The organism is Sphingobacterium sp. JUb20, from assembly GCF_004342035.1.
In the GTDB taxonomy this organism is placed as follows: domain Bacteria; phylum Bacteroidota; class Bacteroidia; order Sphingobacteriales; family Sphingobacteriaceae; genus Sphingobacterium; species Sphingobacterium anhuiense.
This window is the reverse complement of sequence record NZ_SLYV01000007.1, coordinates 213,101-236,910: the sequence shown is the minus strand read 5'-3', so window position 1 is coordinate 236,910 and position 23,810 is coordinate 213,101. Positions and strand designations below refer to the sequence as shown.

The 23,810-nt window shown below is 35.3% G+C and carries 20 protein-coding genes and 1 other RNA gene; 8 read left to right on the top strand and 13 right to left on the bottom strand.

Going from position 1 to position 23,810, the window contains the following annotated elements:
* Positions 1-56 precede the first annotated feature (56 nt).
* From EDF66_RS13685 to EDF66_RS13665, 5 genes are all read right to left on the bottom strand, one after another.
* Positions 57-500 carry a KTSC domain-containing protein gene (locus EDF66_RS13685; RefSeq protein WP_132773691.1) on the bottom strand — a complete coding sequence of 148 codons (444 nt, stop codon included), beginning with the start codon at positions 498-500 and terminating at the stop codon, positions 57-59.
* Between the two features lie 199 nt (positions 501-699).
* Positions 700-1,938, bottom strand: a complete 1,239-nt coding sequence (locus EDF66_RS13680) for an amidohydrolase (RefSeq protein ID WP_132843301.1) — start codon at positions 1,936-1,938, stop codon at positions 700-702.
* 78 nt (positions 1,939-2,016) lie between these two features.
* A complete protein-coding gene (locus tag EDF66_RS13675) occupies positions 2,017-2,868 on the bottom strand; it encodes an AraC family transcriptional regulator (protein ID WP_132843299.1) in 852 nt (283 codons plus the stop codon).
* An 82-nt stretch (positions 2,869-2,950) separates the two neighbouring features.
* Entirely contained in the window at positions 2,951-4,279 is a 1,329-nt protein-coding gene (locus EDF66_RS13670) for an amidohydrolase (protein ID WP_243656048.1), read from the bottom strand.
* A 76-nt stretch (positions 4,280-4,355) separates the two neighbouring features.
* Complete coding sequence (locus tag EDF66_RS13665) at positions 4,356-4,910, bottom strand: DUF1543 domain-containing protein (protein WP_132843298.1); 555 nt, start codon at positions 4,908-4,910, stop codon at positions 4,356-4,358.
* A gap of 63 nt (positions 4,911-4,973) precedes the next feature.
* On the opposite strand from EDF66_RS13665, the gene EDF66_RS13660 reads away from it, so the two are divergent.
* Positions 4,974-5,867 carry a serine hydrolase gene (locus EDF66_RS13660; protein WP_132843296.1) on the top strand — a complete coding sequence of 298 codons (894 nt, stop codon included), beginning with the start codon at positions 4,974-4,976 and terminating at the stop codon, positions 5,865-5,867.
* Between the two features lie 109 nt (positions 5,868-5,976).
* A complete protein-coding gene (locus EDF66_RS13655) occupies positions 5,977-8,007 on the top strand; it encodes a M3 family metallopeptidase (protein WP_132843294.1) in 2,031 nt (676 codons plus the stop codon).
* A 79-nt stretch (positions 8,008-8,086) separates the two neighbouring features.
* Here EDF66_RS13655 and EDF66_RS13650 read toward each other — a convergent pair whose 3' ends face one another.
* Positions 8,087-9,418: a hypothetical protein gene (locus EDF66_RS13650; protein ID WP_132843293.1), complete on the bottom strand. Its 1,332-nt coding sequence runs from the start codon at positions 9,416-9,418 to the stop codon at positions 8,087-8,089.
* A 163-nt stretch (positions 9,419-9,581) separates the two neighbouring features.
* On the opposite strand from EDF66_RS13650, the gene ssrA reads away from it, so the two are divergent.
* Together ssrA and EDF66_RS13640 are read left to right on the top strand one after the other, a co-directional pair.
* Positions 9,582-9,949: a transfer-messenger RNA gene (gene ssrA, locus EDF66_RS13645) on the top strand.
* Positions 9,950-10,212: 263 nt separating this feature from the next.
* Positions 10,213-10,431: a helix-turn-helix transcriptional regulator gene (locus EDF66_RS13640; protein WP_132773706.1), complete on the top strand. Its 219-nt coding sequence runs from the start codon at positions 10,213-10,215 to the stop codon at positions 10,429-10,431.
* A 4-nt stretch (positions 10,432-10,435) separates the two neighbouring features.
* Here EDF66_RS13640 and EDF66_RS13635 read toward each other — a convergent pair whose 3' ends face one another.
* Together EDF66_RS13635 and EDF66_RS13630 are read right to left on the bottom strand one after the other, a co-directional pair.
* Positions 10,436-10,669 carry a hypothetical protein gene (locus tag EDF66_RS13635; RefSeq protein WP_132843291.1) on the bottom strand — a complete coding sequence of 78 codons (234 nt, stop codon included), beginning with the start codon at positions 10,667-10,669 and terminating at the stop codon, positions 10,436-10,438.
* 550 nt (positions 10,670-11,219) lie between these two features.
* Positions 11,220-12,281 carry a linear amide C-N hydrolase gene (locus EDF66_RS13630; RefSeq protein WP_132843290.1) on the bottom strand — a complete coding sequence of 354 codons (1,062 nt, stop codon included), beginning with the start codon at positions 12,279-12,281 and terminating at the stop codon, positions 11,220-11,222.
* 450 nt (positions 12,282-12,731) lie between these two features.
* Here EDF66_RS13630 and EDF66_RS13625 point away from each other — a divergent pair, with 450 nt between their 5' ends.
* Positions 12,732-14,432: a peptide-N-glycosidase F-related protein gene (locus EDF66_RS13625; RefSeq protein ID WP_132843288.1), complete on the top strand. Its 1,701-nt coding sequence runs from the start codon at positions 12,732-12,734 to the stop codon at positions 14,430-14,432.
* A 135-nt stretch (positions 14,433-14,567) separates the two neighbouring features.
* On the opposite strand, the gene EDF66_RS13620 is transcribed toward EDF66_RS13625, so the two are convergent.
* A complete protein-coding gene (locus EDF66_RS13620) occupies positions 14,568-15,200 on the bottom strand; it encodes a hypothetical protein (protein ID WP_165902445.1) in 633 nt (210 codons plus the stop codon).
* A gap of 336 nt (positions 15,201-15,536) precedes the next feature.
* Here EDF66_RS13620 and EDF66_RS13615 point away from each other — a divergent pair, with 336 nt between their 5' ends.
* From EDF66_RS13615 to EDF66_RS13605, 3 genes are all read left to right on the top strand, one after another.
* Positions 15,537-18,347 carry a sugar-binding domain-containing protein gene (locus EDF66_RS13615; protein ID WP_132843285.1) on the top strand — a complete coding sequence of 937 codons (2,811 nt, stop codon included), beginning with the start codon at positions 15,537-15,539 and terminating at the stop codon, positions 18,345-18,347.
* A gap of 166 nt (positions 18,348-18,513) precedes the next feature.
* Positions 18,514-19,542, top strand: coding sequence for a hypothetical protein (locus tag EDF66_RS13610; RefSeq protein ID WP_132843283.1), 1,029 nt, complete (start codon positions 18,514-18,516; stop codon positions 19,540-19,542).
* A 10-nt stretch (positions 19,543-19,552) separates the two neighbouring features.
* A complete protein-coding gene (locus EDF66_RS13605; protein WP_132843281.1) occupies positions 19,553-19,999 on the top strand; it encodes a DUF6265 family protein in 447 nt (148 codons plus the stop codon).
* A 161-nt stretch (positions 20,000-20,160) separates the two neighbouring features.
* On the opposite strand, the gene EDF66_RS13600 is transcribed toward EDF66_RS13605, so the two are convergent.
* The 4 genes from EDF66_RS13600 to EDF66_RS13585 form a co-directional block, all read right to left on the bottom strand.
* Entirely contained in the window at positions 20,161-20,802 is a 642-nt protein-coding gene (locus tag EDF66_RS13600; protein ID WP_132843280.1) for a hypothetical protein, read from the bottom strand.
* A 159-nt stretch (positions 20,803-20,961) separates the two neighbouring features.
* Positions 20,962-21,888, bottom strand: coding sequence for an NTF2 fold immunity protein (locus EDF66_RS13595; RefSeq protein ID WP_132843278.1), 927 nt, complete (start codon positions 21,886-21,888; stop codon positions 20,962-20,964).
* A gap of 111 nt (positions 21,889-21,999) precedes the next feature.
* Positions 22,000-22,791, bottom strand: coding sequence for a class I SAM-dependent methyltransferase (locus EDF66_RS13590; protein ID WP_132843276.1), 792 nt, complete (start codon positions 22,789-22,791; stop codon positions 22,000-22,002).
* Between the two features lie 144 nt (positions 22,792-22,935).
* Positions 22,936-23,796: a DUF808 domain-containing protein gene (locus EDF66_RS13585; protein ID WP_132843274.1), complete on the bottom strand. Its 861-nt coding sequence runs from the start codon at positions 23,794-23,796 to the stop codon at positions 22,936-22,938.
* Positions 23,797-23,810: the final 14 nt, after the last annotated feature.

The following is a 23,810-nucleotide window of genomic DNA, read 5'->3' as shown; positions in this document are numbered from 1 at the left end:
TAAAAAAAGCCTTATTGTTAATAACAATAAGGCTTTTTTTATGATAAGCAATTAAACTATGCTCCCATTGCATTCGCACTTTTGCGGAATGTATATGAGTTGAAAATTTGTCTTCTACCAAATCTTGGACGAGACTCAGCATTAATAAATTTCGTGTACACTGTTTTTGGAACACCAAAATACTCATAAGTACTTTTATCCTGAAATGTAACGCGCAATGTTTGACCCTTAAATTCGAAATCTTCAATAAAAAAGTTATTGATCGTATTGTTATACTCTTCTAAATTGGCTTCATGAGTCTCAGGAGAAATACTAACTAAGAAGTGGTAAGCCTCAATAATTTCTGTACTTTTTAACTCAGCTTCCTCTTTTTGCACTTCATCTTGAAATTTATCCGGATGCCAAGCTTTGATTAAGTCACGATATATCTTTTTTAACGTCGCTAAATCTTCATTTTTTGTAATACCAAAAATCTTTTTGGATTCACCTATTCTTTTCATAATATTTATTTTTCCCTATTCCAACCAAACCATATTGATTTTAGGATTTGCAAAAATACGTCAATTATATTTTAGAATGAACAATTGTATGTTAATTTTTTGTAATTTCATCTTTTACATACTAAATTATGTATTTAACTTAGCAATACTACCGAAAAGTCAAGATTATAATCACCCCTCCTTTGGGCTCATAACGAGCTTAATCTGTCACAAAAAGATTTCCGTTGTGCATAAATGCGTGTACATTAGACATTCTAGAGACTGCTTCGGCTGAGCAGGTCGCATCTACAAAAACAAGGTTAGCATCATCATTAGCTTTTGGCCATTGTTTTTTTCCTTCATCGTCTAAAGGCAAGAGTTGCTGTGTAGCAAAGCGTAGCGTACGTGAAAGCTGCAATTCGGTCGCATATCCGTATAGCTCTGCTATAAGGTTTGCTTTTTGCAGCATATTACCTGTACCAAATGTGCTCCAATAATCCTGTACATTATCATTTCCGATCAGCACATTTACTCCATGTTTTTTTAATGCTGGAATAGGCATCGGACGTCCTTTAAATGGCACAGAAGAAGCAATACCCACTCTTGCAAAAGCCAATTTCTCAGCAATCTCTTCAACCTCCTTTGCATTCAGTTGTGCTAAAGCAAAGGCATGGCTGATAAATATTTTCCCCTGTAACTGAGGATTTTCAACAGCCTTATCGATAAGATATTGAATTGTTTTCATTCCCGAAGGACCTGCTTCATGAAGATGAATATCTATTCCTTTATTATTATCCAATGCCAACTGTACAGTAAATTCCATAGGCTTCTCTATGCTTCCATCAATACTGAGTGGGTCAAGTCCGCCTATAAAATCAACCCGATCAGACTTCGCTACTTCTTTCATAATAGGAGCAGAATCTGTATAATAAAGCCCGTGTTGCGGAAAAGCAACAAGCTCCGCTTGAAAGGAATCTTTTTGATGTTCGAGCGCTAGCAAAAGATTTTCAAAAGATTGAAGCCCAGAGGTCGGATCTACATTAAAATGGGTTCTCGCATAAGTTGTACCATATCCCTGCAATAAAGCAATGAGTTGCTCGGCACGTGCTGTGGAGGTTGTCAACAATCTGGGAATGATCTCTTGCTCATAAGCAATCATATCTGCAACCGTTTTTCTTTTTGGAGATAGCGCTTGCCATGGTAAACCAAATAAAGTTTTATCGATATGAATATGCATGTCTTTAAAAGCAGGTAACATCAGCCTTCCTTTCATGTCAACAGCTTCTTCAGCTGCATTATTAGCTTTTATAGCTATTATCTTTCCGTTTGCAATTTCAATACAGAAGAGATCAGTAAGAGTACCGATTACCTCTTGGTTTTCATATTCGAATCCGGTCTCTAAACGAACATTTTTTAGTGTGTAATGGCCCTTGGCAATTAATTTATGAGATGGCAACATAAGATCAATGATTATATAACAAATATAAAAATCAACTACTGACCGATTAGGTACAGATTATGCCAACTGTTGTCAAAATTATCCTTGTTCTTTAAATTGAGATGGTGTCATTCCGGTATGACTTTTAAAAAATTTCGAAAAACTGGCGTGATCATAAAACCCTAAATCATATACAATATCCTTAACACTCATTTCCGATATTTTAAGCAAACGTTTTGCTTCTAATAAAATACGGTCATGAATCAATGTCGATGCGGCGGTATTAATCACTTTTTTACTAACTATATTGAGGTAATTAGCGGAGATATGTAATTTTTCTGCATAAAAAGCTACCGACCGATTTGATTTAAAATGAAGATCGATGAGCTGTACAAATTTTGAAATAATCGGATTTGAATGATATTTCTCAAAATCATTGAATGTAATCTCAAAAGACTTGCGCAATAACAAACCGATCAATTTGCTACGTGTCTGAATAATTTCCCAAAGAATATTTGTTTCTTGCAATTCCTGTTCTATAGCTCGAAATTCATAAAACAATGCTGTATAAAGCGATCGAGAAATTTGAAAAACAGGATGTTGCTGGTAATAAAGAGAGGAAAATCGAAGATCGGGGAGAAAACTTTCAAACCATTCACGGCTAATCATCAATTGATAACAGACCGTATCTTCATCAAATTGCCATTGATGAACCTGTCCTGGGAATAAAAAATGAACCTGCTGAGATTCGATCACATAATTTTTAAAGTCAATGCTGTGGGTACCACTCCCCTTCTCAAATAGCAGAATAATTAAAAAATCATGCTTATGTGGTTCAACAATATGACGAGCACCTCTGATCTCATGAAACAATAAATTTGTAAATCCTGAGGGTGCTTCAGTAAATTCTTGAATATTTAAAACTGGAAAATAATCGTGCTGGTTATCCATTTCTCCTCAAATTTAGTAATTCAATTTACTAAAAACAGAGGAGAATGGATTATAATCAACCATTTTTTTAATCTTGGGATATCTATACCAATTCGCCTTTATGTACCAAAGTCTCCACATCAGAGATCCGTGATACTGCTTCTGCAGAACAACTAGCCTTGATCAAGACAAAATCAGCCTGATCTCCAACATTTGGCCATTGTTTTACACCCTTATCATTTAGAGGTAAAGTGCCTCCCGTTGCTATCTTTAAACTTCTTGACAATAAAAACTCAGACGAATATCCGTACAACTGTGCCATCAAATTAGCCTTTTGTAGAACACTTCCCGTTCCAAATGTGTTCCAATGATCCACAATACTGTCATTTCCGGTCATAACCGTAACGTTATACTTATATAAAGTGGGGATCGGCATAATTAAACCGCCGAAAGGAATAGTAGAAACAATACCGATTTGAGCAGTTCCTAATTTTTCAGCAATCTCTTCTTGTTTTACTTTATCAATCTTGCCTAATACAAAACAATGACTTAAAAAGGTTTTACCCTTCAATGTAGGGTTCTCATTAACTTTATCAATCAGATACTCCACTGTTTTCAATCCCGATTCTCCAGACTCATGCAAATGAATATCTATTCCTTTTTGGTTATCCAATGCCAGCTGAACTGTAAAATCTATTGTTTTTTCAATTTGTCCATCAATAGAATATGGATCTACCCCACCGATAAAATCAATATCCATTTGTGCTGCTTCCTTTAAATAAGGAACACTATCTGTATAATATACGCCATGTTGCGGAAAAGCGACGATCTCAGCACTAAAACTTTTATGTTTGTTCTCAAGCGCTTTTTGTAGATTTTTTAGCGACTGCAACTTCGAAGTAGGTTCAATATTAACATGACTGCGTGCAAATCCTGTACCTTTCGACTGTAATAATTCGATCAGTTTCTCTGCTTTGAAAGTTGAATTCTTCAATAAATCGGGAAGTATTTTTTGTTCTAAAGCAATCATGCCCTTCACACCGCCAGCTCCACGTCTTATTGCCTGCCACTTGTCTCCATAGAAAGTTTTATCCAAATGGATGTGCATATCTCTGAAAGAAGGCAACATTAGTAATCCTTTTGCATCAATAGCATCTGCGTTGGCTTGATTGGAACCGATTTTTGATATTTTACCATTTTCAACTTCAATATAAAACAAATCCGTCTTAGTACCAATCACATCAGCTTCATCATAAATAAAACTTGTTTCCAAACGAACATTCTTAAATTTCAACATTTTACTTTTTATTTCTGTATGCATTGGATTGATTGATTTAGCGCTCAATGTGCTTAACGGAAGAGATGCGCCAGCAACAGCTATCGCGGCATTTTGTATGAATTGTTTACGGGATAAATGGTTCAAATTATTCACTTTCTTTTTTTTGTTATAAAATTACAAGTAAACTAAATCAAAATAGAGGTACGTTTTATAACAATACTTGTCTGATTTATTCCAATTGATCTCGTAAGATTTCCATCGTAAAGTAACCATTCGTAATATCATCTTCCTTTAAGAAATCATGTTGCTCTTCACGAATCTTAACATAATATTTCCCTTTAAATAATGATGATAAAAGCTCTTCAATTTCATATACATCATCGACATCGATACCATATTTATCATCAATATGCGGAGAAATATGATGTTTAAAGAAAACCGTTTCTTTTGCGACTTCCTTTGCTTCCTCCAAGCTATAAGCAACAACCATTTCCTTATAATGATACTCTTCCATATCATTGGGTTTATACCCTCCCATATTAACAAAATAGAGTTTCAAGCTTCCATTGTTTACAGGCTCTTCCGAGATTGAAATTTGATAAGATCCGACTTTTGTCACTGCTCGCCAGGCATCAACATGAATCTCCCCTTTTGCCTCGGGCCAATAGGCTTCTATAGATGGAACCAGTTCTCCCAAACGTTCCGCAATACCAAAATAGATATCATGCTGTTCAACATGTCTTCCAGATGGCTTACACCCTAACAATAACATAAAAAGATTCATATATTTCCTTCGATAAATTATACTTTTATTATAATTACTTTTATAAGGTACAATTAAAATCTAATGAGAACAAAAAATTTATTCCTTCTACTCACCATTGCTATCCTATTTCCTTATAGCACCAGTGCTCAGCATATTGACAAAAAATTAGACCGTCAATTAAGAGCCTTAACACAAGACTTTCATGGAGATATCGGTATCTATGTAAAAAATCTCAAAACCCAAAAAGAGGTACTTATCCAGGCTGACTCCATTTTTCCAACAGCCAGTATCGTAAAAGTTCCTATACTAGCAGGTATATTTGATAAAATCGAAAAAGGAGAATTGGCACTGGATCAAAAATTTACATACCGATCATCACAGCAATATGGCGGTTCAGGTCTGATGCAATTTTTTAAAGATAGTAGTGAAACAGATCTTGCCACTATGATAGGTCTCATGATTTCTTACAGTGATAATGTCACCTCTATTTGGAATCAGCAACTAGCAGGAGGAGGTTCGACCATAAACCAACTCATGGACCAGTTAGGTTTAGTCAATACAAAAGTTAATTCCCGTACCGAAGGTCGCAATGAGATCTGGAAAAAATATGGTTGGGGACAGACTACCCCCAGAGAAATGGCAACCTTAGTAGCGCTGATTTTCCAAGGTAATGTTGTCAGCACAAAAGCATCGGATAAAATGTACCGTTATTTAGGAAATATCTTTTACAACGAACGATCCCTTTCTCAGATACCGGCATATGTAAAGACCGCATCTAAAACAGGCTCTGTTGATGAAGCCCGCGGTGAAGTTGTACTTGTAAATGCCCCTAGTGGTGATTATGTATTTTGTGTATTGACAAACAACATTAAAGATCAAAGCTGGACTAAAAATAATGAAGCTGAGGAACTCACCAGAAAGATCTCACATTTATTATGGAATTATTTTGAACCAAAAAAAACCTATACACCTTAAACTATAAGCTAAAGAATGAATAAAGCGAATTTTCAATTTTGAATATCATCTCGCTGTCGTAATTTTGATTTTTCTACATAGGTTCAAAATATTCTACTAAATTTACTTTATGAGTATCTTAACACAACATTTTGAGACGGTTCATAATACCGCACCATTTTCTAAAATAAATAACGAAGACTATATACCTGCATTTGATCAAGCTATTGCTAGCACTAGAACTGAAATTGATGCCATAGCAAATACCGTTGAACCTGCTACTTTCGACAATACGATTGTTGCATTGGCATTTTCGGGAATGTCTTTAGATCGTTTATCAACTATTTTTTTCAATCTACATTCAGCGGAAACCAACGACGAATTAGAACAGATCGCTCAAGATGTTGCTCCAAAACTTGCAGCACTTGGCAATGATATCACGCTTAATTTTGATCTATTCAAAAGAATAAAGCAGGTTTATGATCAAAAAGAACAGTTGGATCTGACATTAGAGCAAACAACTTTATTAGAGAAAAACTATAAAGATTTTGTTCGCAATGGGGCGCTTCTGTCTGATGATAAAAAAGAGCAGCTTCGCGCTATTGATACCGAACTCTCGCTACTTAAATTAAAGTACGGGGAACACGTATTGGCAGATACCAATGCTTATGAACTTCATATTACAGATGAAGCTGAGCTTGCTGGTTTGCCAGACGGAGTCAAAGAAGCTGCAGCCGGATTAGCGAGATCTCAAGAAAAAACAGGTTGGATCTTTACCCTAGACTATCCAAGCTATATCCCGTTTGTCACCTATGCCGAAAATCGTGAATTGCGTAAAATAATCACTATTGCCGCCGGTAAAAAAGCATATCAGGATAATGAAAATAATAACGAAGAGATTGTATTAAAAATTGCGAAACTTCGATTTCAACGCGCACAACTTCTAGGCTATCAAACGCACGCCCACTTTGTATTAGAAGAGCGTATGGCACAGAATCCAGATAAGGTAAACGCATTCTTAGATGATTTATTGACCAAAGCAAAACCAGCGGCAAAAGATGAATTTCAGGAATTAAGCTCTTTTGCCAATGAAACTGATGATATTGCTATTTTAGAAAAATGGGACGGAGCTTACTATGCTGAAAAATTGAAGCAAAAGAAGTTTCAGCTTGATGATGAGCAATTAAAACCTTATTTCAAATTAGAAAACGTACTGCAAGGAGCATTTGAAATTGCAGGAAAATTATTTGGTTTATACTTCAATGAAGTGCAAACTATTGACAAGTACCATAAAGATGTACAAACATTTGAAGTAAAAGATGATTTGGGGAATTTCATTGCAGTTTTTTATGCTGACTTTTTTCCAAGAAAAGGTAAACGCAATGGTGCCTGGATGACTTCATTTAAACCACAATATAAAAAAGATGGTAAAAATGAACGTCCACATGTTTCAATCGTGTGTAATTTCACTCCTGCTACTGAAACCAAACCATCGCTTTTAACATTTAATGAGGTAACAACTTTATTTCATGAATTTGGTCATGCTTTACATGGTATGCTAGCAGATACCGTTTACCCTACGCTTTCAGGGACTGCGGTGTTTTGGGATTTTGTCGAATTGCCTAGTCAGATTATGGAAAACTGGTGTTATGAACAAGAAGCATTGGCGCTATTTGCTAAGCATTATGAAACTGGAGAACCGATCCCAATGGATCTTGTTACAAAAATTCGTGAGAGTGCTTCCTTTTTAGAAGGTATGGCTACACTTCGCCAACTCAGCTTTGGAAAATTAGATATGGGCTGGCATGGTCAAGATCCTACAGCGATCGATAACCTCAAAAATTTTGAGAATAAACAGTTTGCATCGACGCAACTCTATCCTGATGTTACTGAAAATGCAATGAGCACATCTTTTTCCCATATATTTAATGGCGGTTATTCTTCAGGTTACTACAGTTACAAATGGGCTGAGGTTTTAGATGCAGATGCGTTTGATTACTTTAAACAAAATGGCATTTTTAACAAAGAGATTGCAACTAAGTTTAAAAATACCGTTTTATCCAAAGGTGGCACTGAACATCCAATGAGTTTGTACAAACAATTTAGAGGCCAAGAACCGAAGGTAGAAGCTTTATTAAAACGTGCTGGTTTACTAAAGTAAATATTTGCCAATGCATAAAAAAAGGATGCTCTATGATCGTAAAGCATCCTTTTTTATTATTCTTTTTTTTAAATAGTCCCTATTTTGTAGGCTCAGCTTTTTCGTCACCTGCCGTATTTTTATCGGTATTTTCTTTTGCAGCACTGACCGCTTTTGCATTATTATCGGGAGCAAGGCTTGGGTGTGTCACCGGACTTCCTTTAGCTTCAGAAGGTGATACAGCAGGTTTAGCTGCTTCCCCTGATTTTGTGCTATCAGTAGCCTTTGGTGCTACCTTTGTAGTAGCAGGTTTAGCTACTGGCTTTGATGCTGTTGCTGGTTTCGAAACATTAGTTGCTTTTGCAGGAGATGGTTTTGACGCTGTTGCAGTTGCGACTTTCGGGGCTTCCGCGACCTTTGCCGTTGCCTTCGCAGGAGCAGTTTTAGGCGTTGACTTTGATGCTGTTGTTGTAGATTTACTTGTAGTTGTGGCTTTCGGAGCTTCCGCTACCTTTGGAGCTACTTTCGCAGGAGCTGGTTTTGCTGCAGGCTTCGATGCTGTTGCTGCAGGTTTACTTACAGTGGTGGCTTTCGGAGCTTCCGCTACCTTTGGAGCTACTTTCGCAGGAGCTGGTTTTGCTGCCGGCTTCGATGCTGTTGCTGCAGGTTTACTTGCAGTAGTGGCTTTCGGAGCTTCTGCTACCTTTGGAGCTACTTTCGCAGGAGCAGATTTAGCCACTGGTTTTGATACTGTTGCTGCAGGCTTACTTGCAGTGGTGGCTTTCGGAGCTTCCGCTACCTTTGGAGCTGCTTTCGCAGGAGCAGGTTTTGCTGCTGTTGCTACAGGCTTACTTACAGTTGTGGACTTAGAAGCTTCAGCAACCTTTGGTGCTACTTTCGCAGCAGCAGGTTTAGCGACTGGTTTTGATGCTGTTGCTACAGGTTTACTTGCGGTTACTGGTTTAGGACCTTCAGTAACTTTTGGCTTATCAGCTTCTTTCTTTACTTCGATCTTTTTTTCTGCGACAGCTTTACTATCCTTTTTCTTACTTTTGGAAACTGCATCTTTTTTTAAAGACTTACTATCCTTTGATTTCTTCTTTTTATTCTTATCAGATTTAATTGCATCATCATTCTTATTAGAAGTGACTCGTTTGATCGTTTCATCTACATGAAAAAAGGGCAATTTTTCCTGAATTTCCGAAAGTGTTTCTTTCACTTTTTTATTCAGCTTTTTATATGCCTTTACTAATTTAGATTCCTCTTTTGAAGTCTCTTTTTTAGATGATTTCTTTAATTTGCGCGGTGTTTTCGATTTTTCTGCAATTGTTTTTACATTGCTTACATCAGCTGCGAACTTCTTTTTAGCAACTGGAGTAGACGTTTTTTTATTTGTCTTTTTCGAATTTTTAGATTTTATTTCCTTAGCCATGTAGATTTATTTTTTGATTCAATGAATATTTCACACTTATAACAATTCTGATTAACAATTGTTTGTATATCAATATATGTAAGATACAAAATATATTGTATTCCAAGCGTGTATATTCCTTCATAATTGAAATAATATTTGTATTTTTGTATTCTACATAATTGGGGTCGACCGGAATTGACAGGATGGAGACGGTTATGTAAGCATGCAGTGCGTTGTTAGTAGAGCACTTTAATCGGAACTTTCACAATTACAACTGGCGAAGAAAACTACGCCTTAGCTGCTTAAGTTAGACTTAACATAGCTATTTGTCCCGTTAGATCCTGTTCTTTGGTTTAACATTCGGGGCATCGAACAATAGAACTGGCAGGTGTGATTTTGCTAATCACTTGTAAGACTCAGCAAATACGGCGTACGGTATAGGTCAGCAACTCACCTTCCCTCGCTCGACAATTAAAGAGAAGCTAAGCATGTAGAAAGCGTACACAGTACCATGACTGGACGAGAGTTCGAATCTCTCCGGCTCCACAAATACAACCGCATTCAGGTCAACTGAATGCGGTTGTATTATTTTAGGAGAAAATATTCAAAAAAATGCCTACGTCGGGATCTTAACAAAATTCATTAATGAGAATGGTTACGAAATAAACCAAAGCTTACTTTAGTAGAATTGTGGGCTATTTACATAAAATGGACGCTATTTTAGGATACAAGTGTAAACTAAAAAGTAGTCTAATATCCATGTTTATAGAAGCACATAGACGTAAGTTGTACGAATTTATTATCTTTATTAAATGCAAACCGAATTTGAAAAACTTCTAATTGACTCCTTACTGCAAGGCAAAACACAGCCTGAAATTGCGCGCGAACTCAAAGAAAAGGGACATAATCCTTACAGTTTATCATCAATTGAAAAAACACTAAATGATCTTAAGCGTAAGCATAATGCACATACCTTATTTCAATTAGGCGCAATCATTACCTTAAAAAGGTACATAAATAAAAAAGAGTAGGTAATTAGCCTACTCTTTTATAATTTGATGCCTCTAATTCAATAAGGCGTTCAATACCTTTTCTTGTAATATCATAGCATTCATAAGGACTTTGCCCAATTTCTGGCTTAAAACTTCTAATAAAACCAGTCCTTTCTAAAATTGCCAATTCATCTTGAAAAGATTCATTTACCATCAAGGGCTGAAGATCTTTGTCTTCTCTTACCAACTGTAATATTTTAACTGCTAACTGTCTCATATTATTGGAATATTGGGAAAGCTGAATTACTTTTATCTAAATATAACAGTTTATCCAGTTAAAAACAACAGTTTAAAAGTACTGTAAATCAAAAATAACATTTTAATAATCCATAAATTACAATCTTTTAATATATAGCAAAGATTTCTTTGGAGCTCTGCTTTACCTCCAAATTTTATTAAATCATACAATGCCTCCCATCATAAAAGAATAACCAATCCCAATCTTATATTAATATTACCCGTAGAACTCGCTTGATGGATCAGGTTAGTTAATTATTTAAATTCACGCTCGTCGGACCATATATGTCAGCTCAGGAACTAAATAGAAATTTTAATACAATTCAATAATTGATAACCGATAAAATACATGGTTTCGTTATATCATTTCGACAAATCGTTTAAATGTATGCCATATTGTAGCCTCGGTTCAAAAAAGAAAAGCTCATCAGATGTTGGGCATTTCTTTTTTGAGGAAGATTAAAACTTAAACAAAGTTATAACAGTCGCGGTAGCAATAATTAATTTTAGTAAGGCTGTTATTTTTTGTTTTATATTCCCTGAAATACAAAAGGCTTAGTATCTAAAAATTTGTCTGATGTCTCTCCTGCATAGATTTGATTTTTATCCAATGCAAGTTTCTTTATTTTTCCATTCTTACTAAAATCCAATTTTTTCAAATCTACCCAGATCGCATTAGGACTTAATGCATCTTCAAAATAATAAACGAGATTTTTTTGATCTGAAACTGTTCTCCATCGGGTTGTTGATAAATTAGGAAAGCCCTCAGTAGAAATACCGTAAGGTACTGAGCACTGTCTAATAACGCTAAATGCACTCGCTACTGCAATTCTAGTATCATCAGTTTGCGGAACAGCTTTAATATAGTATGACGCTCTTACATAGCGATCGGCAGCGCGGTTTGTTCCAGGAAGAAATATACTTCCAGGAATACCTTTCCAATATTCATTTATTGCAAGTTGTTCTTCAAAAATCGGATCATTAGTCATTACAGTATAAGCAGGATCATGGTGGATGACTAATTTTCCGTTAATGTATTCAAGAATAGCATTGTCCCCACTGGCATCTGACATAGAAAGATGGACAGTAGTAAACTTATCTGTTCCTGGGATAAAGTCTGTTACAACAACAAATTCTTCTTTCTTAAAATGTGCGACAGCTTCAGCTACTGTCGCAAAGTTATCTAGAGCATATTGAGCCCATAGTGAAACAGCCAATCCATTTTTCCCGGCAATATCTTTGGAAAATTCGGGATATTTAGAGCTTACTAACCAAAGCATATTAGCAACCAGTCCTTTTTCATTCATACCATCCGATATTGCAATATCCCACGAACTAGTCGTCATGCTCCCGTATTTTGAAGTCCATTTGATTGTATTTTTTCCAGTACTTCCATCGCGCTCGATTCCTCTTGGGAATAGCCATAAGTTAGAAGGAATAGGAATGGAAAAATCCATACTTCTCGCTGTAATAATTGTGTTGTTTGGACCTTTATAAACCACTCTTGTACAAGCTTCTGCTTCTATTGATGAAGCGATTAAAGTTGCGGTTAAAATCAAAGCGCTTCCAATTTGTTTGATACATGTTTTCATGACTACTTATTTTATTAAGATAAAAATGTTTAGTTCTTAGACTATTAAAGAAAAATATATATGACAACGTCGTCATTAAAATGACTCATTACTGCAATTTAAAAATAATTTTTTTGATTAAAAAGAAATTGCATATAAATTTAAAAAACAATGTTCAGCAAAGGTTATCTTAAATCCACTTTATATATAATAAAAATTAAATATCCGGAAGTAACTATCATTCACTACTACGTAAAATGCTTCTTTAAGTAAATCCAAGTAACTGAGCTTGCGACCGTCTTTTAAAGCACTAGTGCACACAAATAGAAATGAAACTGTATTTTAATAAAAATGAAGCTTTGTTTCAAATTTTACAGATATTTACGGCATTAAGGACCTATTCGTACCTTAAATTGAATAAAACTTATTACAGAAAGAATTACAAATACAATTTAAACCGAAATTTCAAATATGAAAAAGTATTTATTGCTTTTGTTTACTGTCCTATTATTTGCAAACGTGATGGCGCAAAAGAACACAGATGTTTCCTTTCAATTACAGGGAATAGTCAACATACCAACTTATGATTCTACCAACCGAATGATTTATTTGACTTATCAAAGTAAAGGACAGGCAGTATTAGACAGTACAGTTATTAAAAACAACAAATTTCATTTTAAAAGTACTGCCGATGTAGATGTTCGTGCTACATTACAATTTACAAAGCCCAATACCTCACCCAATGCTTTAGCAGATCCTAATTCCTTATACTTATATCTTTCACAAAGCATCGTAAATATTAATGCAAAAGGCTACCTAAGAAAGGCAATAATTACAGGTTCAACCACCAACGATGATTATATGGTTTTCAAAAAACCTTATCTAAAGATAGACACTGCTTTAAGATTACTAGGATGGGAGAAGAGAAGAGTAAAACCAGAAGATACGAATCAAAGTAAAATTGTTGATGCAAAAATTGACAGTGTAAAAAACCACAAGCTTGCACAGCTTTCAGAGTTTTTATCAGCAGATATTACCAAACCATATGCGGCTGAAGCATTGCAAATGTATGTAAGCACTGATGGGTCTGCTTTTGACCTCGATAAAGCACAGCTATTTTTCGATCAGCTACCTAAGAAACAAAAAATAACTGTATTAGGTAAGGATATAACAGCCAGTTTAAGAAAACTAAAACAAAAGATCGTAACCATCAATATTTTAAAGAATGTTGATTTTTTTGATGGCTATGCCCAAACTGTTACCAATTCTGTTCCTAGAGGTGTAACGCGCATCACTAATTCCGAATACCTATACCAGCTAAATCCGAGCGAAATAAAGCAAATCGGCAATAACCTTAAGGTTAAAGTTACAATCAAAGCGGGCTGTGATAATTACGATAGAATTGGCCGAGTGACTTTAGTCGTTATGCCAAAAGGTGAGAAATTTGACAAGGAAAAGGGTGAACAGTTTGAAATATTACGTATTATGACACCGTTCATGTACAGAAGTCGTCATCCAGACCATATACCTTACGAAGCTCAAATAGATCAGATGATCAGTACGATCAAACAAACCGATAAAGAAATGTATCTCGTAACAGAAGTATTTGGAACTACCGGAGCAGGCCAAAGAGAAGTAATCGGATGCGATGGTTCATTATTAACGTTCAACGTATCTGTTGATTTAATAAGCGACAAAAAAACAACCTTATCTTCGGAAAAAGCAATTTCCCTATTAAGCTACTACAGTTTAGATGGAAAGGACAAAACAGCTGGAAAAAATAGTAAAGAGGTAGAATTTGAATTACCTGAAGACACCAAGACGACTGTTCTTTATCTTATTTCATCTGGCCATGGTGCAGCTGAAGGTGGAGAAGAATACAATTGGAGACAGCACATTATTGATGTGGATGCTAAAGAATATATCCGTATAGATATGAACCAGGACTGTACACCTTACGAAATCTATAATACGCAACCAAATGGCATATATTTCGGAAACATCAGTAAAGAACGTCGTTCTTGGTGCCCAGGAGGACCAGTTCCTACTCGTGTTATCAATTTAGGACCACTAAAAAAAGGCAAGCATAGCATAAAGATAGCTATACCAGATGCGGAATTTGAGAAAACAGAAAGTAAATATTTAGTGTCTGCTTATTTGATAACCCAATAATATCAATAATAAGTAATACTGCTATACAAAGTCTGTCTCTCAAGATAAGAGACAGACTTTGTACTTAAATAGTAATATTACTTCCGCACTTTCAACAGCTTCTACCTGTTTAAATTATAATTATAAAAAATTATTCTACCGCTTTCTATCTCTTAGCAGTAATATATGTGACAATAGTGCTATAGGAACAATAATTGTTGGCAGTAATGCATAGGGAAAACAAAGAACGGCAACATTGGGCTGATCAAAACTAAATTGCTGTATCGGTACCGGGGAGGAAAATATCCCTATAAGGACAATAGAAATCAGCGAAACAATACCAGCATAATTCCACAGTGCAAATATCCAATTATTCAAGATAGATTTCCTGAATAAGGAAATAACCAGAAACACAACACTGAATATCCCTATTATAATATCAAAATTAAAACCTTTAAATGTCATAATCTGAGGAATTAATTTTTCGAGATATAACTGATAAAGATAATACTCAATGACGATCCTAAGCGACTGAATTATCAATAATAACGTGACGTTTACCCGAGCGCTCTTCACTTTCCGATATATAGCAACATTCAACAAAATGCTACCGATTAAAGCCATTATAAATAATGGTGGATAAGCCCTAAAAATACCTAAAAAAGACAGGCTACCAATGATCGTTGTCAAGATCCCATTCAGGATCAACATCGGCCTATTTCGCCCAATTGCAAAATAAAAAATAACAATGAAAAGAAACGCCAGTCCTAAAAAAAGAAAACCGAACATATTTTATGATAATTTCTATATTTTAAATTATTACTATAAATTTAGTGATACCTTTTTAATAATTCTACTGCTTCAGAATAACGAAATTAAATAATTTTAAAAAAAACTTATCAAATAGTGCTTAAGACATTCAATAATGAATAAAAAATGCATGTTTTTGATTAAATAGTACATTCTTCTAAAAATATCACGTGTTAAATTTGTTACTGGAATGTCTTGCCCTTATGGAGCAAGTTGTAATGTTTGTACATAAATCATACTGATATGATCACCAACTTTTGCAATTATCACACGCATTAAGTGCAAACACAAATTATAAACTTTAAAAATATTGAAATGAAAAAAATAGCATTTCTATTTACATTACTCTTTTATGTAACAATTGTTTGTGGTCAGCAAATCGACTTAAAAGGAGTCTGGAAATTCAAACTAGACCCTGAAGATGTGGGTGTAACAAAAAAATGGCAGTTAACAGACTTCACAGAAACACTAACCTTACCCGGTACCTTAGCTTCCAATAATCAAGGTTATACAATAGATAAGGATACAAAATGGACGGGACGCATTATTGATTCCACCTGGTTTAAATCAGATCGTTATGCAAAATTCCGTGAAAAAGATAATTATAAAACCATATTTTGGTTACAGCCCAATAAAAACTATGTAGGTCCAGCATGGTATAACCGTGCTTTTACGATTTCCAAAGCTATGAGCGATCAGGAACTTGTATTGCATCTGGAGCGTGTTCATTGGGAAACCACATTGTGGATCGATGGCAAACAAATCGGTATGCAAAATGCACTGGGAGTACCCCATGAATATAATTTGGGGAAACTCAAAACAGGGAATCATCACATTAGCATACGGGTTGACAATCGCATTAAAAACATTGATGTCGGTATGAACGCCCACAGTATTTCCGATCATACCCAAACAAACTGGAACGGTATTGTGGGACAATTGCACATACGTGCTATTCCTAAAATTACAGTTACGCAAATAGCAGTATATCCTGATATAGAAAAGAAAGAAGTACGTATCGTACTTCAAACAGATAATAAATCTCAATCTTCTAAAAATACAAACTTTATATTACAGGCATCTTCCAAATTCACGCCAAAAGTCCACCAACCACCAAGTATTGAGATTCGGGAGGTAATAGCTCCGGGGAAAAATAAAACGGAGATGGTCTATCCAATGGGGAATGATTTTTACAAATGGGATGAATTTACTCCATTTTTGTACCAACTTTCTGTAAAAATGCAAGATGAACACAATATGAAAGAATACCAGACCTCGTTTGGAATGCGAAAACTAGAGATATCGGGAACACAATTTAAAATTAATGATCGATTGACATTCCTCAGGGGCACTTTAGACTGTGCTGTATTTCCACTAACTGGCTACCCTCCTACTGAAATAACCGAATGGAAACGCATATACAATGTAGTCAAAAGTCATGGATTAAATCACGTCCGGTTTCACTCTTGGTGTCCTCCAAAAGCTGCTTTTGAAGCAGCAGATGAACTAGGTATCTATATACAGGTAGAAGGTAGTGGATGGACATTAGTGGGAGGAGGAAACGGTTTTGACAAATGGATATATGAAGAATCCGACCGTATATTGGATACATACGGGAATCATCCTTCATTTATACTGTATACTTATGGAAACGAACCTGATGGAAAAAACCAAGGAGATTTCTTAGGCAAACTTGTCAATCATTTAAAGAAACATGACAACAGACACCTTTATACATCGGGAGCAGGATGGCCCGATATTAAAGAGAATGAGTTTTATAATGCCATGTATCCGAGACTTTATGTATGGGGGGATGGTCTCGAAAGCTACAACAATGCCAATCCGCCTTCCACAGATTTTGATTGGTTGAATATCACAGGAAAATATAAAGTTCCTTATATTTCTCATGAAGTGGGACAATGGTGCGCATACCCTAATTTTAAAGAAATAGATAAATACACAGGGGTGTTAAAAGCACATAATTTTGAAGTTTTTCAAGAAACGCTTCAGGAAAACAAATTAGAACATTTAGCTGATAGCTTTTTGCTTGCTTCAGGTAAACATCAGGCAATGACCTACAAAGCTGATATCGAAGCTGCTTTGCGCACTCCTGGATTTGCAGGCTTCCAACTCCTTGGACTAAGTGATTTTCCTGGTCAAGGTACTGCATTGGTAGGTGTACTCGATGCTTTTTGGGAAGAAAAAGGATACATATCACCTGAAGAATTTAAGACATTCTCTGGACCTACCGTACCTCTGATCAGGCTTCCTAAAATGGTTTACAATAATGATGAAAGTTTAGATGCATCTATAGAAATTGCCCATTTCGGAAAAGATAATATCAAGGATATTGTTCCAACTTGGAATCTCACACAAGTTGACGGTCGTATTATAGCGAGCGGAAATCTCGATACACAGACGATCCCTTTAGGAAATGCGCATATTTTGGGTCATATCAAATATCCCCTTCGAGAAATCCTTGTGCCTATGCAACTGAAACTTACTGTACAGGTAGGATCAAATCGTAACAGTTGGAATATCTGGGTCTATCCTGCTACGTCACCCTCTTATGAAGGCGATGTACACATCACCGACACCTTAGATCAACAAGCGTATACCATTCTTGAAAAGGGCGGAAAAGTTTTATTTTCGCCCAGAGCAGGAAGTATTAAAAAAGGAAATGGCGGAGAGATTGTGATGGGATACTCCCCTATCTTTTGGAACACAGCTTGGACAAATAAACAACCACCACATGTAATGGGTGTACTGGTAAATCCCAATCACCCTGCTTTACAGCTATTTCCGACAGACTACTATTCTGATTTCCAATGGTGGGGACTGGTTACCAATGCCAATGCTTTGAAACTGAAAGAGCTCGGCGAAGACGTTGAACCCATTGTACGTATTATAGATGACTGGTTTACAAACCAATCGTTAGGACTAATCATCGAAGGAAAAATTGGAAAAGGTAAAATAATAATTTCATCCGCAGATCTACTCCAAAATCGAAACAAAAGATTAGAGGTAACACAAATGAAAAAATCAATATTGCATTATATGAATTCTGTGTCATTCAACCCTCAGAACAATTTTGAAATCGATAAAATCAAAAAACTGTTTCCGTAAAATCTGACTACAAGATTAAGGCTACTTTCACACCAGGTAGCCTTAATTTTTCAACAAACTTACTGTATTACGCAAATATTGTCTTCCTCAAAAAAATCACTAATTTTACCCAAGAAAAAGAGCAAAAGTGGTTTGTCCAAAGCATATAGCTATAGACCTTATATCAATGAAAATACCCAATAAGAAAGCAAAATATAAAAAACTGGCAATATGGACTGCTGCTTTCGCTGTTATTATAGTGTTACCAGATGCCTCGATGTACTGGCAACAATTTAAATTACGAACTGAAGCACTTCCCGAACCATACAAAGGCTATACAGAACTTGATAGTGTAATCGACGACTATTACGAAATAATAAGGACCGATAGTGAGTTTATCGAACCAGTTTTACAAGCTAACGACAGCACTATAATCATAATCACTGGTGGCCGTACAGAGAAAGCCAGCAACGTATTTATTGAAAATAACTGGTACAAATTTAATCTAAAAGGGCAATTAACTGATTCCCTTAAACTTAAGTTTCGTCAGAATGAAAACCACCATTTTGATACTTTTAATGATTATATCCTTGATATAGACCAGAATACCTACAGGACATGGATCATAAATAACGACAGCAACGCGATTCCTATTAAAAATATCGCTGACGATAAGAGATTTACTCAAAATGAAGTAGAAAATTTACTTTCTCAGCAAAAATATCTTTCAGTGAGCTTCACGGACAGGATTTCCGGTGAGGATAAAAATACTCACAAACTCTTCTTTTTAAAAAATAATACCTGGCATTACCTGATTACTGATGCTCTTTTTTATCATTCTTCAACTTACAACCAGAATGATAAAGAAGTAAAATATACAGTGACGCCTTACGATAGTTCAACGCTATTCCAACGAACATTTGTTCAAAAAGAGCATTGGAAAGAAAGTTCCTTTTGGAATATATCTAAACACCTGACATGGGGCACAGGGAATGGATCTTCTGGAAATGGCTGGGACGGCACGAGTTATTTCCAGATTACAATGCCTAAAAAAAACATATACTTTAAACAGTTTGTTACAATAGACGAAGATGGAACACTACGAGAGAGATTCAATTATTTCATCTATAAACCGATCGGCGGTGACTATCTGCTTCTGAATGATATAGAAAACAGAAAGAATTATCTCATACGGCCAAAAAGTAAGTTCAACTAATAATACTCATATGAAATCCGCCTTACTTTGCATCATGTGGTTAGCAAGCATTGCTTCTTACGGACAGTCAAAACTTCCCCTTTTTTTAGTAGGAACATGGAAAATCAATAGCACAGAGCACTATGAACACTGGGATCAATTAAATGAGTCCACTATGAAAGGCTTTTCTTACCAGATGAAGCATGGGCAGATAATCGTTTCTGAATATCTGGAACTTACTCAAGATAAAAAAGGAATAACCTTTATTGCCTCAGTCCTTAATCAGAATAAAGGAAAAGATATACCCTTTAATTTTGTGGAAAAGAAAGAAGGATATACTTTCGAAAACCCGAATCACGATTACCCAAAACAGATCGTTTACACAAACATTTCTAAAAATGAAGTTCAAGTAACAGTTTCGGATATGAAACAAAAAACAAGCACATACCGTATATACAAACAGCATTTAAATCCATAACAATAATAACAAAGCTGTAAAATAATAATATAATCATACTACTACATCTCTTGGTCCCAAACTTATGTTCTTCTCTTACATGATACACAATAAATGGATGTTTTGAACATAATAAACAACTACTAATACAGAGATTTAAAAGTAAAAATCTTTACCATACATTACACAAGTAATACCAACTTCAACAGATAAAGCATCATTACCGTCAGTGTCGTTGATGCTACATATGAAAAATAAATTTCCTGCTTTTGTTTGAAATTCTTCTCTTCAATACTTGAAAGACTCTTAGGTTCATTAAAAGTACCATATCTAATCCTAAGAAATAGGACGTAAACTATGGCCAATAGGAAAAACGTTCCGAAAATAAATATTAATAGAACTGGAAAATTTGGAGCTCCTTTATAATTCCTCCCAAAGGTATCTACAAAAAAATTATAGATCTGCACATGGTGTTCTAAATCAGAAAAGATCCAGAATAATAGAAGTGCTGTAATACTATGAAGGAAAATAAAAAAGAACCAATCAGATTTATCAAATTTTTGTCTTTCAAAAACTGGATACTTTATCTTATTCTTATTTAAAGCTACGAGGTTAGAAATTTGTTTTGAGGCAATTGGATAACAGATAAAACTGATGATACCACTTAATATCCAGAGTAAAAATTGTCCAGAACTCGATTTGGAACCAAAATAAGTATTACCAATATATACTGTTGCAATCCAGAACAATAAAAAGATAAAAACAGATGGAATTGCTATCAATAACAATTTACCGATTTGGAGCTTGTTTTTTGTAGGATCCATGTTAATTAATTCCTTTGTATAGTCCGCTTAATATGTAGTCAACAATAATAACCAAATTCAACAGTTCTCTTTTTATTTAATTTAAATTCGCCCTTCCTATCTTATATCCGTAGTAATTTCATTAAAACTATTAACATTTATAAATTAATCCAACTTGCATTACAATCCGACTTTCTTCCAACCTCCATCTAATCTTTGTGCATCATCTACCATCCACTCATCATCATTCCGAACCAAGATAAAACGATACTGAAAATCAATATGGTCTTTGGTAAAAAGATAGATCTTATTTTTTGTTGACTGCTCACTATCCACAATCTTGTGCGTCGAATACGTATGGTTAGGTGCGTTGGAATAATATAAACCATCTGGTCGATAACCTTTACGAGGTTTATAAGTACAATGTTCCTGAAAAAGTAACTTACATCTTAAACTTGTTTCATTTGTAAAGCCATGTACAGCGGCATATATCTCCCATTCAGTCATCGCATTAAAAAACAGCAGTAGTTTTTGGGAAGCATCAGTAATATCTTGTGAATTAACCGACTTCTTTTTCTTGGCCAAGGTTCTTTGTTGTTGCTCAAACTGCTCTAGTTGCTCCTTACTAAATAGATCATTCGCAACAATCTCAATCTTTGGATTACCTGCAATTGACATTAAACCTTCAAATGTAACAGCCGTAGCATCAATTCTCAATATACTAAGTTTAGGCAACTGCGCAACAATCTTCAACGTTTCATCATTTAAGTTCGTATGACAGGCCCAAACACAATTCAACTTTTTATGTCCGATAAAATATTCAAATCCCTGCCCAGATACATTCGCCTGCGTAATGAACAAGTAATTTAAATTTGGCAATTCTGCTAAATATTCAAGCGAACGATCTGTTATACGGGTATTTTCAAGCGTAACATTGACCAATTTGCTAAGTTTAGAAATTTCCAAAATATCGTCGTCCTGAACAGGACAATTTATAAAGGAAATCCCTAAAAGTCCTTTAGACTGTGTGATCTGCTTAATATCATCTTTCGAAAGTATTCGATTTTTAAATTCGGCACTACCTTTTAATTTACTTAAATTCTCCATATTGAATCCAGGTTTTTGAACATGATAAACTACTTAAAAGAACCCGACTACCATGTCGTTGCAATACTTTTTTTAAGATCTTGATCTGGGAGTTCTCATTTTCACATCAAATTATAGCTTAACAGCCTTCGTTGCAATAAAAGTGGGGAGATACTGATCTATTAAGAATCGTGGTCGAGGCTGCGAATCTTCTATAAAATCAGCAATCATAAATCCCGCTCGCAATTGTCCACCGATAAGATCCGCTAAAGTATGACCAAAAACCAATGCTTCCTGTCGTTCAATCTTTCTCTCAATATCGTCAGCATCCAAATCTTTCAGATCTGCATATGGCAACTTGAATTTGGGCCTAATTATACCGTCGGTAATTTCCTGGGGATTTCTATCCCCAATAAATACAACTGGATTAAAAAAACTAGCCAGTAAAAATCCATCTTTTTTTAGCACACGATAAGTCTCCTTCCATACTGGATTTACATCTTCGACATAATGATTTGATATCGGATGAAAGACAATATCAAATGAGTGATCATCAAATATTCTCAGATCTTTCATATTTCCCTGAATCGTTTCCAGAGAAAGTCCATCTCGCTGTGCAACGATTGAATCTTGTCTCAGCTGTTCTTCTGAAATATCAAAAACAACAACCTTGGCACCTGCTGCTGCCAATATGGGAGCCTGCTGACCGCCAGCTGAAGCAAGACAAAGTATCTTTTTATCCCTAATATCACCTAACCATTGTTTTGGTAAAGGCTCTGGGGTAAGATGTACATCCCATACACCTTGTTTAGCAGCATTAATTAAAGCTGAGCTTACCGGCTGAGACCATTCATTTTGATCCAATGCCTGTTTATTCCAGGCTGATTCGTTATGGCTTAAAAAATCTATTTCCCTATTTGTCATAAAGTTTAATCGTTAAATCCCCTAAAATAATATCAGCATACTATACAATTCCTCTTTTTATATTATTTACAGAATCTTAATGAAACAATATATGTACAAAAAAGGCATCCGATGGATGCCTTTTTTAAAACTTCTAATTTTCTACTAACTTTTGGCAAAAATCTTCTTTCCCCCTGTCATAAGCAAAACTGCGGCCAAACCGGCAACTGCACCATAAGCTATTTGCTTTAATAATGAAGGAACCTGAGGTAAAAAATGATGCAAATAATCAATATTATGCTCAAAAATACCACCAGAGACTAAAATCAATGCAATTGTTCCAACTACTGCCAAGACTTTGATAACAACAGGTAAGGAATTAACCAATAAATGTCCTAGCTTAGAAACAGCACCCTCATCATTAGATCTCTTGATCAGCTTATACCCTGCATCGTCCATACGTACAATCAATGCGACAATTCCATAAACACCAACAGTCGCAAATAAAGCAACTACCGCTACTGTTAGAATCTGAATTGTCAGACTCTCATTTAATACAGTTCCCAAAGCAATAATCACAATTTCTACAGATAAAATAAAATCCGTGGTAATCGCTGATTTCACTTTTATTTTCTCAGTTTCACTATTATTTTCTTCACTTTCCACAACCACTTCATGGCCTGTTTTCTGGCGATGAAAAAGGTACTCTATAATTTTTTCAACCCCTTCGTAGGCTAAATAGATACCTCCGATGATTAAAATAAACTTGATGGCAATAGGAAAGAAAACATTCAATAACAGTGCAATCGGAACAATTATAATTTTATTAATAAATGAACCTTTTGTAATAGCCCATAGCACAGGAATTTCACGAGAAGATAGAAATCCTGTGGCTTTCTCAGCATTTACAGCCAAATCGTCGCCTAGAATTCCTGCGGTTTTACTTGCTGCTATCTTACTAGTAACCGCAACATCATCCATTAAAGCAGCAATATCATCCAATATTGCAAATATACCTGAAGCCATATGTCTTAAATATT